At 57.2% G+C, this 15,828-nt stretch carries 14 protein-coding genes; 7 read left to right on the top strand and 7 right to left on the bottom strand.

Features of this window, described 5'->3' with window-relative positions:
- Nucleotides 1-39: 39 nt before the first annotated feature.
- The 5 genes from rng to C7H10_RS11810 are packed head-to-tail and all read right to left on the bottom strand — an operon-like array spanning nucleotide 40 to nucleotide 4,540.
- Nucleotides 40-1,521 (bottom strand): ribonuclease G, encoded by a 1,482-nt coding sequence (gene rng, locus C7H10_RS11830; RefSeq protein ID WP_061331537.1) that lies wholly within the window; start codon nucleotides 1,519-1,521, stop codon nucleotides 40-42.
- Nucleotides 1,518-2,120 carry a Maf family protein gene (locus C7H10_RS11825; protein ID WP_106695012.1) on the bottom strand — a complete coding sequence of 201 codons (603 nt, stop codon included), beginning with the start codon at nucleotides 2,118-2,120 and terminating at the stop codon, nucleotides 1,518-1,520. Before C7H10_RS11825 ends, rng begins: the two co-directional genes overlap by 4 nt.
- A 4-nt stretch (nucleotides 2,121-2,124) precedes the next feature.
- Nucleotides 2,125-2,601, bottom strand: a complete 477-nt coding sequence (gene mreD / locus C7H10_RS11820; RefSeq protein WP_072676720.1) for a rod shape-determining protein MreD — start codon at nucleotides 2,599-2,601, stop codon at nucleotides 2,125-2,127.
- Nucleotides 2,601-3,467 carry a rod shape-determining protein MreC gene (gene mreC, locus C7H10_RS11815; protein WP_106695011.1) on the bottom strand — a complete coding sequence of 289 codons (867 nt, stop codon included), beginning with the start codon at nucleotides 3,465-3,467 and terminating at the stop codon, nucleotides 2,601-2,603. Before mreC ends, mreD begins: the two co-directional genes overlap by 1 nt.
- Nucleotides 3,468-3,496: 29 nt before the next feature.
- The gene (locus C7H10_RS11810; protein WP_058092032.1) at nucleotides 3,497-4,540 is read right to left on the bottom strand and encodes a rod shape-determining protein; all 1,044 of its coding nucleotides are present in this window, start codon (nucleotides 4,538-4,540) and stop codon (nucleotides 3,497-3,499) included.
- 398 nt (nucleotides 4,541-4,938) lie between these two features.
- Here C7H10_RS11810 and gatC point away from each other — a divergent pair, with 398 nt between their 5' ends.
- From gatC to gatB, 3 genes are all read left to right on the top strand, one after another.
- Nucleotides 4,939-5,226 carry an Asp-tRNA(Asn)/Glu-tRNA(Gln) amidotransferase subunit GatC gene (gatC, locus tag C7H10_RS11805; protein WP_106695010.1) on the top strand — a complete coding sequence of 96 codons (288 nt, stop codon included), beginning with the start codon at nucleotides 4,939-4,941 and terminating at the stop codon, nucleotides 5,224-5,226.
- A gap of 69 nt (nucleotides 5,227-5,295) precedes the next feature.
- Nucleotides 5,296-6,753, top strand: a complete 1,458-nt coding sequence (gatA, locus tag C7H10_RS11800) for an Asp-tRNA(Asn)/Glu-tRNA(Gln) amidotransferase subunit GatA (RefSeq protein WP_106695009.1) — start codon at nucleotides 5,296-5,298, stop codon at nucleotides 6,751-6,753.
- Nucleotides 6,754-6,775: 22 nt separating this feature from the next.
- Nucleotides 6,776-8,227 carry an Asp-tRNA(Asn)/Glu-tRNA(Gln) amidotransferase subunit GatB gene (gatB, locus tag C7H10_RS11795; RefSeq protein ID WP_106695008.1) on the top strand — a complete coding sequence of 484 codons (1,452 nt, stop codon included), beginning with the start codon at nucleotides 6,776-6,778 and terminating at the stop codon, nucleotides 8,225-8,227.
- A 263-nt stretch (nucleotides 8,228-8,490) separates the two neighbouring features.
- Here the strand turns inward: gatB and rimO are convergent, their stop codons facing one another.
- Nucleotides 8,491-9,831, bottom strand: a complete 1,341-nt coding sequence (gene rimO / locus C7H10_RS11790) for a 30S ribosomal protein S12 methylthiotransferase RimO (RefSeq protein WP_106695007.1) — start codon at nucleotides 9,829-9,831, stop codon at nucleotides 8,491-8,493.
- A 306-nt stretch (nucleotides 9,832-10,137) separates the two neighbouring features.
- Between rimO and C7H10_RS11785 the strand changes: the two genes are divergently transcribed.
- The 4 genes from C7H10_RS11785 to C7H10_RS11770 all read left to right on the top strand — a co-directional run bounded on the left by C7H10_RS11785 (nucleotide 10,138) and on the right by C7H10_RS11770 (nucleotide 14,931).
- Entirely contained in the window at nucleotides 10,138-10,560 is a 423-nt protein-coding gene (locus tag C7H10_RS11785; protein ID WP_106695006.1) for a PilZ domain-containing protein, read from the top strand.
- 164 nt (nucleotides 10,561-10,724) lie between these two features.
- Complete coding sequence (cysD, locus tag C7H10_RS11780; RefSeq protein ID WP_286250991.1) at nucleotides 10,725-11,639, top strand: sulfate adenylyltransferase subunit CysD; 915 nt, start codon at nucleotides 10,725-10,727, stop codon at nucleotides 11,637-11,639.
- A 1-nt stretch (nucleotide 11,640) separates the two neighbouring features.
- Nucleotides 11,641-13,299 carry a sulfate adenylyltransferase subunit CysN gene (gene cysN / locus C7H10_RS11775; RefSeq protein WP_061331544.1) on the top strand — a complete coding sequence of 553 codons (1,659 nt, stop codon included), beginning with the start codon at nucleotides 11,641-11,643 and terminating at the stop codon, nucleotides 13,297-13,299.
- Between the two features lie 615 nt (nucleotides 13,300-13,914).
- Entirely contained in the window at nucleotides 13,915-14,931 is a 1,017-nt protein-coding gene (locus C7H10_RS11770; protein WP_106695005.1) for a nucleoid-associated protein, read from the top strand.
- Between the two features lie 153 nt (nucleotides 14,932-15,084).
- On the opposite strand, the gene trmH is transcribed toward C7H10_RS11770, so the two are convergent.
- Nucleotides 15,085-15,825, bottom strand: coding sequence for a tRNA (guanosine(18)-2'-O)-methyltransferase TrmH (gene trmH, locus C7H10_RS11765; RefSeq protein ID WP_106695178.1), 741 nt, complete (start codon nucleotides 15,823-15,825; stop codon nucleotides 15,085-15,087).
- Between the last annotated feature and the right edge of the window lie 3 nt (nucleotides 15,826-15,828).

The raw sequence follows: 15,828 nt of genomic DNA, 5'->3' as shown, positions 1-15,828 counted from the left end.
CGTAATCGATACTCCTTCGACAGCCCGGTTCAGCGGGCGTCAGAGCAGGACCACATCGTACTGTTCCTGACTGTAGAAGGGTTCTACCTGGAAGCGTATGGTCTTACTGATAAAGGTCTCGAGGTCTGCGACATTGTCGGATTCCTCGTCGAGCAGACGATCAACCACTTTCTGTGACGCCATCACCAGATAGTTCTCAGCTTCATAGGCCCGGTTCACCCGGAGAATCTCGCGGAAAATCTCATAGCAGACGGTCTCTGCCGTTTTCAGGAAGCCCCGTCCATCGCAGATCGGGCAAGGCTCGCACAGCACCTGCCCAAGGCTTTCTGTGGTGCGTTTTCGGGTCATCTCCACCAGGCCAAGTTCCGAGACACCGGTGATCTTGGTTTTGGCGTGATCCCGCTCGAGCATCTTCTCCAGCATCCTGTGTACCTGGCGCTGGTGCTCCGGGTCGTCCATATCGATAAAGTCTATGATGATGATGCCACCGAGGTTTCTGAGCCTCAGCTGCCGGCTGATGGCACGGGCGGCCTCCAGGTTGGTCTTGAAGATGGTTTCTTCCAGATTCCGGTGGCCGACAAACGCGCCGGTATTGATATCAATGGTGGTCATCGCTTCGGTCTGGTCGATGATGACGTAACCACCGGATTTCAGCTGCACCTTGCGGCTAAGGGCCTTCTGGATCTCATCCTCGACCGAATACAGATCAAAAATCGGCCGCTCACCGGGATAGTATTCAACCTTGTCGGCGAATTCCGTGACGAACTCCTGCACAAACTCTATTACCCGCTGGTAGCTTTCCCGGCTGTCGATGCGCACTTTTTCTGTCTGCGGCCGGATTAGATCCCGAATGGTGCGAATGAACAATGGCAGGTCCTGGTAGACCACGGACGGTGCGGGCGCGCTACCAATCCGATCCTGTATGGACTGGCTAAGCCGATGCAGGTAGGCCATATCGGCGATCAGGTCTTCAGCCGCCGCCGCTTCCGCTGCCGTGCGGATAATATAGCCACCCTGAACGTCGTCGCTCTGTTCAGCCGCCTCTTCAATCAGGGTCTTCAGCCGAGTGCGCTCGTTGTCGTCCTCAATCCGCTGGGAAATACCAATATGGCTGACCCCCGGCATAAACACCAGGTACCGGGAAGGAATAGAAAGCTGGGTCGTCAACCTGGCTCCCTTGGTGCCGATGGGGTCCTTGGTGACCTGAACCACGAGCGATTGCCCCTCACGCAACAGGGTGCGGATATCCGGCACGGTTTTCGGGCCATCCGAAGGCTCCTCCGGCCCGGACTGACTGCAGGCAACATCCGAGGCGTGTATGAATGCGGCCCGCTCCAGGCCAATATCCACAAACGCCGCTTCCATGCCCGGCAACACTCGAACCACCTTACCCTTGTAGATATTGCCAACAATACCCTTGCGGCTGGTCCGCTCGATGTAAGCTTCCTGAAGCATGCCGTTTTCGACCAACGCCACCCGGGTTTCCACCGGCGTAACGTTGATGAGAATTTCTTCGCTCATGTTTGGCTCTCCTTACAACTCGGCCAGTTCTGCCAGACCGGAAAACCGGCCTCTGCCAACAACCCGGCGGTTTCCAGGAGGGGCAAACCCACCACCGCGCTATAGCTGCCCTGCAATTCCTGGACAAAGATACCACCCAGGCCCTGAATGCCGTAGCTACCGGCCTTATCCATGGGCTCGCCACTATCAACATAGGCCCGGATCTCGGCCTCGGAAAGGCTTCGAAAGGTCACGTTGGTGACCGACAGGTGCGATTGGCAGACCTCTCCCCGCGCCAGCGCCACCGCCGTCATCACCTGGTGTTGCTGGCCAGACAACCGGGCCAGTGTGGCTTTTGCCTCCGCCGCATCGACCGGTTTCCCCAGAATCTTACCTTGCAAGACCACCGAGGTATCCGAGCCCAGAACCAGTGCGTCAAGATTCTCACCGGCCACTCTTAACGCCTTCTCACGAGCCAGGCGTTCCACATAATGCTCCGCCGACTCACCCTCGGCCACGGTTTCATCAATATCCGCGGGCTGCACCTGGAACGTCAGCCCGATTTGCTGTAGCAGCTCAGCCCGGCGAGGAGAGGCGGATGCAAGAATCAGTGTCTTCATGGTGCTAGCCCAGCTTCCGGTTCAGGCGGTCCAGCAGGCCACTGACAAAGGGCCAGGCGACCGCGCTGGTTAATGCTGGCCACAGGTAACTGAACCCCGCCGTATCGGCGCCCAGCAGTTGTTTGATGAAGTGCACCAGCATCTGGTTGATGCCCAACAACAGGAAGACCATAAGGCATTGTTGCGGTAGCGGGTACATTCTCAAGCGCTGATGGATGGTCAGCACCAGGAAAGCAATGAGTGCCATACCCAGCGCATTGGTGCCCAGGGGGGTGGCCTCAAGCACATCCAGTAATAGCCCGAGACACCAGGCCATCAGAATCCCAAACTGCGCCGGTGCACGGAAGGTCCAGTAAAAAACCACCAAACCCAGCCATTCCGGACGGAATTCAAACCAGCCTACCGGGAACAGGGATATACTCAACACCAGCGCAAGCACAACGGTCACGAAAAACAGCGGGTAGCTAATGACCGACAGCATCAGTTGGCCTCCTCTTCCGTGGTCTGCGGTTCCGCAGACTCGCGGCGCTCCCGGGACTCAGGCTGAAACACCACCAGCACAAGCCGGCTCTGGTTCAGTCTGGCCATGGGCCTGGCCCGAATCGTCACGAAGGGTTCCCCTGGTTCCTTGGTGATCTGGCTGACCTCAGCCACCGGATAGCCCCGGGGGAAACGGCCACCAAGGCCGGAGCTGACCAGGGTATCGCCTTCCCGTATATCGGCAGTATCCGGCACATGCACCAGATCCAGCTGATTGACTTCACCATTGCCCAATAACACCGAACGCAAGCCATTTCTGACCACTTCGACGGGCACCGCATGGCTACTGTCCGACACCAGCAACACACGGGAGGTGAACTGGCTGGTCTGCACTATCTGCCCCATCAAACCTTCGGCATCCAGTACAGCCTGCCCGGTGGTCACACCGTCGCTATGGCCTTTGTTGATGATGATCTCGTGGGAAAACGGATCGGGCGAGACACCCACCACTTCGCCCACGATCACCCGGTCATCCAACACTTCAGAGGAGTTAAGCAGCCGGCGCAACTCGTTATTCTCTGACGCCAACGCCGCATATTTCAGCGCACGCCGCTCGAGTATCAGCATTCGGGCCTTGAGTTCTTCGTTTTCACTCTGGAGGTCTTCACGGCTGACAAAGAGCCCGGAGAACCAGTCACTGAACCGGTAGGGGGCATTGCCCAGCCAGTACACAGGTGCCAGGCCGGTGGCGAGAGTACTTCGAACGGGAGTTAGCTTGTCAAAACGGGTATCGGCAGCGATCAACGCTGCCGATACCAGAATCACAAGAAAGAGCCTGAAGCCGGGTACCGGCCCCTGGACAAAGATGGTTTTAATGGCTTAGCCCTCCCACGGGATTAACCCTCCTGGGAGAACATTCCGATGCCACCGCGATCAATGACTTCCAGCGCCTTGCCGCCACCACGGGCAACACAGGTCAGGGGGTCTTCGGCGATGATCACCGGCAGACCGGTTTCTTCACTGATAAGTTTGTCGAGGCCTCGCAGAAGTGCACCACCACCGGTAAGCACGATTCCGCGCTCAGCGATATCAGACGCCAGCTCAGGTGGAGACTGCTCAAGCGCGCTTTTGACGGTTTGCACGATCTGGGCAAGTGATTCCTGCAACGCGTCGAGAATCTCTTCGCTGTTCAGGGTGAACGCACGGGGCACGCCTTCTGCCAGGTTGCGACCACGCACATCAATCTCGCGGATATCCAGGCCTTCATAGGCGCAACCGATTTCATGTTTGATCCGCTCGGCGGTGGAATCGCCGATCAGGCTGCCATAGTTGCGGCGCACATAGGTAACGATGGCTTCGTCGAACTTGTCGCCGCCAACCCGCACCGATTCAGCGTAAACGATGCCGTTCAGGGAAATAATGGCGATTTCCGTAGTCCCACCACCGATATCGACAATCATGGAGCCGCTGGCTTCTTCAACCGGCAGGCCTGCACCAATGGCCGCGGCCATGGGCTCTTCAATCAGGAACACTTCACGAGCACCCGCGCCCAGGGCAGACTCACGGATGGCCTTGCGCTCCACCTGTGTGGACTTGCTGGGCACACACACCAGTACGCGGGGGCTGGGAGTAATAAAACTGTTTTCGTGCACTTTATGAATGAAGTGCTGGAGCATTTTTTCGGTAACAACGAAATCCGCAATCACACCGTCTTTCATTGGGCGGATGGCGGTTATGTTGCCGGGGGTACGGCCGAGCATTCGCTTGGCTTCGGAACCCACAGCAGCCACCATTTTCTGGGAGCCGCTGGTGCGGATGGCAACAACGGAGGGTTCGTTGAGTACGATTCCGCGTTCACGCACGTAGATTAGGGTGTTGGCGGTGCCCAGGTCGATGGACAGGTCGCTTGAGAAGATGCCTCGGAGTCTTTTGATTAACATTCGTGTTGTTTCAACCTGAGAGTTGCGGTTGCGGATGTAGAAGAATCACGCAACTTTAGCAGTGAGGCCATTCTCAGGCAAGGCAACATCAGGGCTCTCAGCTTACCATTCTCACATTTTCGGTACTGTTTCGGGGCCAATCTTGGTTGTGATTCTGCTAATATGTCGGGCTTGTTTTCTCTGGGTGCAAGGATGCCTTGGGGAGGGGCTTTCCAAAAAACGCTCCTTTGGCACATCCCTGTGGCGCTTCGGCTCCGCCATTCATGGCTCCGCAGATTTTTGGAAAGCCCCTCCCCAAGGCATCCCCGGACAGCTGAAAAGCGCCAAAATCAGCCAGTTAGAGTCGTTCGGGCTCTTTAGGATTAAATTGTTTTCACACACGCTTTAATGGAGGCAACGTGAGCATTTCCCGCGAGGACATCGAGAAAGTTGCCGTGCTCGCCCGCATCAAGGTGGACGGCGAGCAGGTTTCGGCTCTGGAGAAGGATCTGGGCAATATCCTGGATCTGGTGGATCAGTTGAGTGCAGCGGATACCGATTCCGTGGAGCCCATGGCGCATCCGCTGGATGCCGTACAGCAGCTGCGGCCGGATGTGGTTACCGAGACCAATCAGCGGGAGGCGTTTCAGGCGATTGCGCCGGCTACCGAGGATGGGTTGTACCTGGTACCCAAGGTCATTGAGTGAGTTTTCGGGGCACTGACATTTCCGTGTAACCGGCAGGTTGTCTGACGATCACATATTTCGGGATTGATGATGCATAACAAATCCGTAGCAGAACTTTCCAGGGAACTGGAGAGCGGCAAGATTTCCAGTGTGGAGCTGACTCAGCAGTTCCTCGACCGTCTGAAACATGAAGACGGCAAGTACAACAGCTTTATTACCATCTCCGACGAGCAGGCATTGGCCGAGGCGAAAGCGGCGGATGAGATGCGGGCGGCGGGTAAGGCCACGGTGTGGACCGGGGTGCCCTTTGCTCACAAGGATATTTTCTGTACTAACGGCATTCGCACTACCTGCGGCTCAAGGATGCTGGAGAACTTTGTGCCACCCTACGACGCCACAGTGACGGCGAACTTCAAGGCGGCCGGCGCCGTGTGTCTGGGCAAGACCAATATGGATGAGTTCGCCATGGGCTCGTCTAACGAGTCCAGTTTCTACGGCGCGGTAACCAACCCCTGGGGCATGGCCAGCGGTGACAAGCGGGTGCCGGGTGGTTCTTCCGGCGGTTCTGCCGCTGCCGTGGCTGCGCGGCTGGTGCCGGCGGCGACGGGTACGGATACCGGGGGCTCCATCCGCCAGCCGGCGGCGCTGTGTGGCATTACCGGGCTGAAGCCGACTTACGGCCGGGTGTCTCGCTATGGAATGATCGCTTTTGCCTCGTCCCTGGATCAGGGCGGGCCGATGGCGCGCACGGCGGAAGATGCGGCGCTGATGATGAACGTGATGGCAGGCCACGACCCGAAGGATTCCACCTGCATCGACCGGGAAGTTCCGGATTACACCGCTACCCTGAACGAGCCGCTGAAAGGCCTGAAGATTGGCCTGCCGAAGGAATACTTCAGCGACCAGCTGTCTCCGGCCATGGAAGAGCAGGTTCGCAACGCGATTCGCGAGTATGAAAAGCTGGGCGCGACGGTAAAAGAAGTGTCACTGCCCAACGCGAAGCTGGCCATTGCTGCTTATTATGTGATCGCTCCGGCGGAGGCTTCTGCCAACCTGTCCCGGTTTGACGGTGTGCGTTATGGCTACCGCTGCGACGATCCGAAAGATCTGATGGACATGTACACCCGCACCCGGGCGGAAGGTTTCGGGAATGAGGTTAAGCGCCGGATTCTGGTGGGGACCTACGCCCTGTCCGCTGGTTACTTTGATGCCTATTACCTGAAGGCCCAGAAGGTTCGCCGTTTGATCCAGCAGGACTTCATCAATGCGTTTAAGGAAGTGGACGTGCTGATGAGCCCGGTGTCTCCGACACCTGCGTTCAGGCAGGGCGAGAAGAACACCGACCCGGTGTCCATGTACCTGGAAGACGTGTTCACCATCGCCATCAACCTGGCAGGCATTCCGGCCATGTCGGTTCCGGCGGGGTTTGTCGACGGCTTACCGGTGGGGCTGCAGATCATCGGGGATTACTTCTCTGAGGCCCGTTTGCTGAATGCTGCCCATCAGTTCCAGCAGGTGACCGACTGGCACCAGCGTGAACCCCAATAAGCCCGGATTAGGAGACGAACACATGCAGTGGGATATCGTGATCGGGCTGGAAATTCACGTTCAGCTCGCCACCCAGACCAAGATTTTCTCCGGCTCCAGCACCGCCTACGGTGCCGAGCCCAACACCCAGGCCAACGCCGTTGACCTGGCCATGCCCGGTACCCTGCCGGTACCCAATGAGCAGGCCTTCCGTTATGCGGTGATGTTCGGCCTGGCCACCAACGCCGAAATCGGCCGCCGCTCGGTCTTCGAGCGCAAAAACTACTTCTACCCGGATCTGCCAAAGGGCTACCAGACCACCCAGCTGGCCCAGCCGATTGTCGGCCCCGGCTATGTGGACATCGACCTGGCCGACGGCAGCACCAAGCGCGTGCGCATTCACCACGCGCACCTGGAAGAAGACGCCGGTAAATCCCTGCACGAGGATTACCACGGCATGTCCGGCATTGACCTGAACCGGGCCGGCACGCCGCTGATCGAGGTGGTGACAGAGCCTGATATGAACAGCGCCGACGAAGCCGTAGCCTTCGCCAAGAAGCTCCATAGCCTGGTGACTTCGCTGGGGATCTGTGATGGCGATATGTCTCAGGGCTCCATGCGCTTTGATGTGAACATCTCCCTGAAGCCGAAAGGCTCTGACACCCTGGGCACCCGCACCGAAACCAAGAACCTGAACTCCTTCCGGTTCATGGAGCAGGCCATCGCCCACGAAGTGGAACGGCAGATGGATATCCTGGAGGATGGCGGCCGCATTGTGCAGGAAACCCGCCTGTACAATGGCGACCGGGACGAGTCCCGGTCCATGCGCACCAAGGAAGAAGCCAACGACTACCGCTACTTCCCCTGCCCTGACCTGTTGCCGGTGGAAATCGACGACGCCTTCATCGAAGACGCCCGCGCCCGCCTGCCGGAACTACCGGATGCACGCAAGGCCCGCTTCAAGGAGCAATACGGTCTGAACGACTACGACGCCGGCGTGCTGTCTGGCGACGCCAAGCTGTCTGCGTTCTTCGAAGAAACCGTGGAACACGGCAAAGACGCCAAGCTGGCCGCCAACTGGATTCAGGGCGAATTCTCCGCCCGCCTGAATGCCGACGAGAAATCCGTGGCCGAAGCTCCGATTTCAGGCGCACAACTGGGCGCACTGGTCACCCGCATTGCCGACAACACGGTTTCTTCAGCAGGTGCGAAGAAGGTCTTTGAAGCCTTGTGGTCAGGTGATAACGACGACGTAGATGCGATCATTGACGCCAAGGGCCTGAAGCAGGTCTCCGATACCGGCGCTCTGGAAGCCATGGTCGACGAGGTGCTGGCCGGTATGCCGGATCAGGTGGCTCAGTACCAGAATGAGGAAGATCCGAAGAAGCGCAAGAAGATGCTTGGCGGTTTCATGGGACCTTTGATGAAAGCGTCCAAGGGCCAAGGCAATCCCAAGCTGTTCAACGAGATTCTTGTTCGCAAGCTTGGTGGTTAAGTTTTGGCTTTGGTGTGGGCCGTTTTGTTTCGGCCCTAGCCTGTTGAGTTTGGGGAGGGGTCGGTTTATTTATGACTACCCCACCGCATGCTGGATCGAGGGCTTGGCGAGGGACTTCTCCCAAAAATCTGGAGCGCCAGGGAAGGCGCGACGAAGCCCTACAGGGACGTATTCACGGGCGTTTTTTGGGAGAAGTCCCTCGCCAAGCCCCAGCCACCAACATCCAGCAGGCTAGGGCCGAAGCCCAAAAACCGCGACAAAAGTCAGACCAAACGAGCCCAAAGGTCATGTTCGTCGGCGTGCTCTACAACAGCCTGCACAATCTGGCCAGGGACCAGGTCGGTTTCGTCGTTCAGGTAAACCATGCCATCAATCTCCGGCGCATCGGCCTTCGAGCGACCTATCGCACCTTCCTCATCAACCTCGTCGATGAGCACATCAATCGTCTTGCCGATTTTGGCCTGCAATCGGGCAGCTGAAATCTCCGCCTGCTTCGCCATAAAGCGGGCCAGCCGCTCTTCCTTGACCTCTTCCGGTACGGCACCTTCCAGCTCATTGGCCCTCGCGCCTTCAACCGGGCTGTAGGTAAACGCACCCACGCGGTCCAATTGCGCCTCATCCAGCCAATCCAGCAGGTACTGAAAATCTTCCTCGGTTTCACCGGGGAAGCCGACGATAAAGGTCGAGCGAATGGTCAGTTCCGGACAGATTTCACGCCAGGTCTTGATGCGCTCCAGTGTCTTGCTGTCATGAGCCGGGCGCTTCATGGCCTTGAGCACTTTCGGGCTGGCATGCTGAAACGGAATGTCCAGGTACGGCAGAATCTTGCCTTCAGCCATCAGCGGGATGATGTCGTCCACATGGGGGTACGGGTAGACGTAGTGCAAGCGAACCCATACGCCCATCTCACCCAGAGCCTCACATAGAGACTGCATCTTGGTTTTCACCGGGCGGCCCTGCCAGAAACCGGTGCGGTATTTAATATCCACACCGTAGGCGGAGGTGTCCTGGGAGATCACCAGCAGCTCTTTAACACCAGCGTCTACCAGTCGTTTCGCCTCATCCATCACATCACCGATCGGGCGACTAACCAGTTTGCCGCGCATGTCCGGGATGATGCAGAAGGTACAGCTGTGGTTACAGCCTTCGGATATCTTCAGGTAGGCATAGTGCCTTGGTGTGAGCTTGATGCCCTGCGGGGGTACCAGATCCACGAATGGGTCGTGGTCTTTCTTCGGCGGTACATACTGGTGTACCGCTCCCACAACTTCTTCATAGGCCTGAGGACCAGAGACCGCCAGCACACCTGGATGGGTCTCGCGAATCTTATCCGCTTCCACGCCCATACAACCGGTCACAATCACCTTGCCGTTTTCGCTGATAGCCTCGCCGATGGCATCCAGGGATTCCTGCTTGGCCGCATCGATAAAACCACAGGTGTTAACCACCACAATGTCGGCATCGTTGTAGGTGGGCACGACCTCGTAACCATCCAGCCGCAATTGAGTCAGGATACGCTCTGAGTCTACCAGGGCTTTAGGGCACCCCAGGCTGATAAAGCCAACTTTTCCGCCCTGAGCAGTGTCTTGTATTTTCTCGGTCATAAAGTTCCGCAGGAATCCCGGAGCCTGGCTCCAAATGTGTGTAGGCGGCGATTTTAACTCACTGGGATATCATCTGCAGCTCTGCACTTCCCACATATGCCACCAAAAAACACGTATAAACGCGAAATGACGCACCAAAATGTGACGCCGTGTTCAGAAAGTTTTAATAAAGCTGCAACAATATACGCACTTACCTTGCTGATCACTTTTTAAGCAGCTACAATTTCAAGCGCTTAAGTGTTCTTCTGGAAGGCAATTATGGGAAAGGCAACGTCGTTCGATACTACTCGCGCCAGAAAAATTAAAATGAAACCTGCACCCGCTAAACAGAATCTCAGAAATCAGCAGCGAGTCGATGTGTCGACCGAGATTACTGTTGAGAAAAGCGACGGCTGCTGCCTGACCTGCAAGGTCTCTAACCTGTCACGTGCCGGTGTTATGATTTCCTGTGATCAGGACGTTGTTCAACAGCTCATTCCCGGCATGCGTGCGCCGGCCCCCGGTCACTGGATTGGCGTGAAAACCCGTTTCACCGTGCCTGTGCTTCCAACGCAACCAGTCACTGTGCTTGCAGATGGCAATATCGTGCATATGCGGCGCATCTCCAGAAATGAATTCCAGATAGGTATCCAGTTCAGTGAATTTGAGGGCAACGGGTTTGATTACATCGACCGCTATGTTGCCAAACTGCTGTCTGACGCCCGAACAGCGAATTACGACCCCCACTGAAACCACCGACACCGGCTCAGCACGCCCGGAGTCCCCGGCACGTTGGGTTCGGCGCCATATTATTAGAACTTAAAATTCTTACCAGAAATCTTCTTATACCCTGCCGCCGCCTGATATAGTTGGTCAACCGATTTACAGCCATCACACAGCCCCTGCGGCAATGGATGACCATGACCACATACAACCTCACTCATCTCAAACAGCTGGAAGCCGAAAGCATCCACATAATCCGGGAAGTGGCGGCCGAGTTCGACAACCCGGTCATGCTCTATTCCATCGGCAAAGATTCTGCCGTGATGCTGCACCTTGCCCTGAAGGCCTTCTACCCTGGGAAGCTGCCTTTTCCGTTACTGCATGTTGATACCACATGGAAATTCCGGGAGATGATTTCGTTCCGGGACAACGTGGCGGAGAAGTTTGACCTCGACCTGATTGTTCACATCAACGAAGAAGGCGTGAAGCAGGGTGTCGGGCCCTTCACCCACGGCAGCGCCAAGCACACCGACATCATGAAAACCCAGTCCCTGAAGCAGGCCCTGAACAAGTACAAGTTCGACGCCGCATTCGGGGGCGCCCGCCGGGATGAGGAAAAATCCCGCGCCAAGGAGCGGGTATACTCCTTCCGCGACGAGCACCACCGGTGGGACCCGAAGAACCAGCGCCCGGAGCTCTGGAACATCTACAACGGCAAGGTTAACAAAGGCGAGAGCATTCGTGTGTTCCCGCTCTCCAACTGGACCGAGCTGGATATCTGGCAGTACATCTACCTTGAAAACATCGATATCGTACCGCTGTATTACGCGGCGGTGAGACCAGTGGTAGAACGCGATGGCACCCTGATTATGGTGGACGACGACCGCATGCCGCTGAAAGAAGGCGAGAAGCCTATGATGAAGTCAGTGCGCTTCCGTACGCTGGGCTGCTACCCGCTGACCGGCGCCATTGAATCCGAGGCCAACACCCTGCCCGACATCATCCAGGAAATGCTGCTGGCCACCAGCTCAGAGCGGCAAGGAAGGGTCATTGACCACGATTCAGCCGGCTCCATGGAACAGAAAAAGCGGGAAGGGTACTTCTGATATGTCACACCAGTCTGATTTGATCGCCGACGATATTCTGGCTTACCTGAAGCAGCACGAGAACAAGGAACTCCTGCGCCTGCTCACCTGCGGCAGCGTGGATGACGGCAAGAGCACACTGATTGGCCGGCTGCTGCACGACACCAAGATGATCTACGAAGATCATATGGCAAGCCTGAAGACTGACAGCGCCAAGATGGGCACCACCGGTGAGAAGCTGGACCTGGCCCTGTTGGTGGACGGCCTGCAGGCCGAACGGGAACAGGGCATCACCATCGATGTAGCCTACCGCTATTTCAGCACCGACAAGCGCAAATTCATCATCGCCGACACCCCGGGCCATGAACAGTACACCCGCAACATGGCCACCGGCGCCTCCACCGCGCAACTGGCGATCCTGATGATTGATGCCCGCCACGGCGTGATGACCCAGACCCGCCGGCACTCCTTCATCGCCTCCTTGCTGGGCATTCGCCACATTGTGGTAGCGGTAAACAAGATGGACCTGGTGGACTTCAGTGAAGATCGCTTTAACGAGATCCGTGAAGACTACCTGGCGTTCGCCAACAAATTGGGCCTGAAAGATATCCGCTTTGTGCCGATCTCCGCCCTGGATGGCGACAACGTGGTGAACAAGAGCGACAACACGCCCTGGTTTACCGGCCAGCCGCTGATGGAAATCCTGGAAACAGTGGAAGTTTCCCGGGACAAGAATCTGGAACACTTCCGCTTCCCGGTGCAATACGTCACCCGCCCCAACCTGAACTTCCGGGGCTTCTGTGGCACTATCGCCTCCGGCGTCATTCGCCCGGGCGACACCGTGATGGCCCTGCCCTCACGCCGCACCAGTAAGGTCAAGGAAATCGTCACCTTCGACGGCAACCTGAGCGAGGCCTACATCGACCAGGCGGTCACCCTGACCCTGGAAGATGAAATCGACATCAGTCGCGGGGATATGCTGGTAAAGGCAGAAGACGAGCCCGAGGTGCACAACCGGTTCAATGCCAACATTGTGTGGATGACCGACGCGCCGCTGGAAACCGGCCGCCTCTACGACATCAAACTGGGGCCCACGTTTACCTCCGGCACGGTGAAGAGCATTCATCACCAGACCGACGTAAACACCCTGGAACAGAACCCGAACCCAAGCCAGCTTCAGCTGAATGAAATCGGCCTGTGCGAGCTGACCCTGAACCAGCCCATCGCGTTTGACGCCTACCAGCGCAACCACGCCACTGGCAGCTTCATCGTCATCGACCGGCTGACCAACGTAACCGTTGGCGCCGGCATGATTGCAGGCCTGACCGATGGCCTGGATTCCCTGGACCCGGTTACAGTGGAAGAGCGCGAGCGCCGCCTGGCGCAGAAGCCGGCGATCATCGCCTGCACCGGCAAGCAGGCCCCGCAACTGGCCCTGGCCGTGGAGCGGGCGCTGTTTGACCAAGGCAAGACGGCGGTCGTGGTGACTGAAGAAAACACCGGTGACGCCGACGAACGCCGCCGCGTGGCCCAGCTGCTGACCTCGCACGGCCTGGTCGCTGTGGCCGTAAACCTCGGGTCTGACATTGCCAATGCCAGCGTTTCAGCTGATTCGGAGGCGGATATTCCGGCTGCCGTTGCGGGGCTTCTGCAGGAGTTGGCTCGGAGTCAACGGGTTTAACTTTGGGGTTTGGCCTCTTGTACTGATTCCCCATCCTTGGCGGGCGGGCTTGCCGGGGTGGGGGAGAATTTTTCTTTGGAAAAACAACTCGCTTCGCTCAGACATCTTTTTCCGGCAGAAAAACCCTCCCCCACCCCGGCGCCGACAGAGATTTGGAGTGGTACACTGAAAGAAAGTTTTCAGGTATGGAGCGGAAGGATGGCTGCTATTAATCAGATGACTGATAGAGTCACTCGAATTCTTTGGTGGACTCCATAAGCGGCATTTTGGCCACTACGCGAGCCCCGCAAAACGCTTCCCTTTTGTTATTTATTACAAAGTTGACGAAACATTCGTCGATGTTCGCGCCGTTCTCGACACACGAAAAAATCCTGCAAATACAGCCCAACACCTCAAAAGATAGCCATCGAAACCAGGACAAGGATATGCCGGTCGCGGGGTGGTGGTTTATTTTTCTGCCGGAAAAAGATGTCTGAGCGAAGCGAGTTGTTTTTCCAAAGAAAAATAAACCACCACCCCGCGACCTGCCCCCAATCTGGAAAGCTAAAAATGAATCCCACACCAATCCATGGCAAAATCCCCCGCCATCAGAGTTAACCACAGGAGCTGAACACCATGGCCATCAAACACCTGCGCACCGCCTTCGCCAGCCAGTACCAGCCGGGCCAGCCCGCCCGCCTTGTTGCCGGCGAAGCCCTGCAGGAGCCCGGTGGCGACTACGAAGCCCTGCACAAACAGATGAAGCGCCTGTTCAACAGCAAACCCGGCAAGAAATATGGCCGCTTCTCGGACGACATCGGCGAATGCCCCTTCAGCGCCTGGTTAAAAGACTACCTGGAAGACAAACAAACCTTCGCCGCCATGACCGACCGCCTGTTCGGACAATGGCAGGAACTGCTCAACGGCAGCCAGGAGGAATTCGACGGCCACCTGCTGGTGGTGCATGACGCCCTGGCAGATTCGGAAGTGGTGTACCTGTTCATCCTCGAAACCGACGGCGCCATGCGATTTGACGGCAGCCAGAAACTGGACTCAACGGACGTGTTGAGCCTGTCACGCCTGAACCTGGCGGTTCGAATCGAGCTGGATGAATGGCGCAACGAGAACACCAGCGATAACTACATGACCGTGGTCCATGCCCGCGGCACCGGAGACCCCGGCGAGCTGTTCCTTCGCCTGTGTGCGTTCACCAACAGCGTGGATGTGGAAAAGGAAACCATGACCTTCCTGGACGCGGTAGAAGCCTTTGCCAAATCCAGCGAACCGGAAAAAGCCGGTGAAGTCCGTGCCAAAGCCTACGAGTTCTGCAAAGACCAGCATGCCCTGGGCGAACCGGTAGCCATCGAGGCCCTGTCCAACTACCTGGACGAAAGCCAGCCCGAGCGTTTCAAAGAATTCGCCAGCAAGAACGCAGAAATGCCCGAAACCGGCGTGCTGCACCCGGACCATCGCAAGGTCAAGAAACTGGTGCGTATTGCCGGCTCTGGTGGAGGTATGAGTGTGTCATTCTCTTCAGATCTGGTGAACCAGGCGGTGTACTACGACCGTGACAAAGATGCCTTGACCATCACCCGACTGCCCAAGGCTTTGCGGGAGCAGTTGCAGCGGTATCTGGAAGCACGGGAGGACTGAGTGTTGTTTTCCTAGCCTGAGAATATTGGGGCGGGTTGCGGGGTGGGTGAATCTTTTTTCTTTGGAAAAACAACTCGCTTCGCTCAGACATCTTTTTCCGGCAGAAAAAGACATCCCCACCCCGCACCGGCATAACATTGTTGCTGACGTCCGTTAGGACTCGTTTGCTTCTATGTTTTCTGGTTGATCGTCCCATCTCGGGCGATTCGCCCTTATTTTTCTGACTTCCTGCATCCAGCCTACTCCGTCGATCAGTTCGCCGGTTTCGTGGTCGATTGGCGGATACGGCAGATTGCGGTCGTCACAATACCGCTTCACCGTGGGCTGGCACCAACAGAACAGCAAGCGGTTGTATTCGTCATCCGGCATACGCCGCTGATCAAACATCCCCGCCAGTTTCCGCTGACGCTGGGCTTCGGACAGAATGATCGAGCAGGCCGAGGACACATTCAGCGACTCCACCATGCCCATCATCGGTATCACAATATGCTCATCCGCCTGCTCGGCGGTCACCGGGTTTACACCATCCACTTCATTACCCATGATAATCGTGCACGGCACGGTGTAATCCACCTCCCGAAAATCCACCGCCCGGTCTGACAACTGCGCGGCATACAGCTTGTGGCCCTGAGCTTTCAGCTCCGTCACCGCGTTGTCCATGGTGGGATGGGTATGCGTCGTCACCCAGTGAAAACTGCCACCGGCTGTCTTACGAAATGCCCGAAAACCCTCCTTGGGCCAAACCACGTGCATATTGGCCAGACCAAAGGCATCGCAGGACCGAATGATCGCCGACAGGTTTCTGGGTTTGTGCACTTGATCCGTCAACACCCGCAGGTCGGGTTGGCGGGTGTTGAGGACTTGCTTGATTCGGGCGAGGCGTTCGGGGGTCATAAG

Source organism: Marinobacter shengliensis (genome assembly GCF_003007715.1).
Taxonomy (GTDB): domain Bacteria; phylum Pseudomonadota; class Gammaproteobacteria; order Pseudomonadales; family Oleiphilaceae; genus Marinobacter; species Marinobacter shengliensis.
Note: the sequence above shows the minus strand (reverse complement) of the source record. Positions and strands in the feature narration are given on the sequence as shown.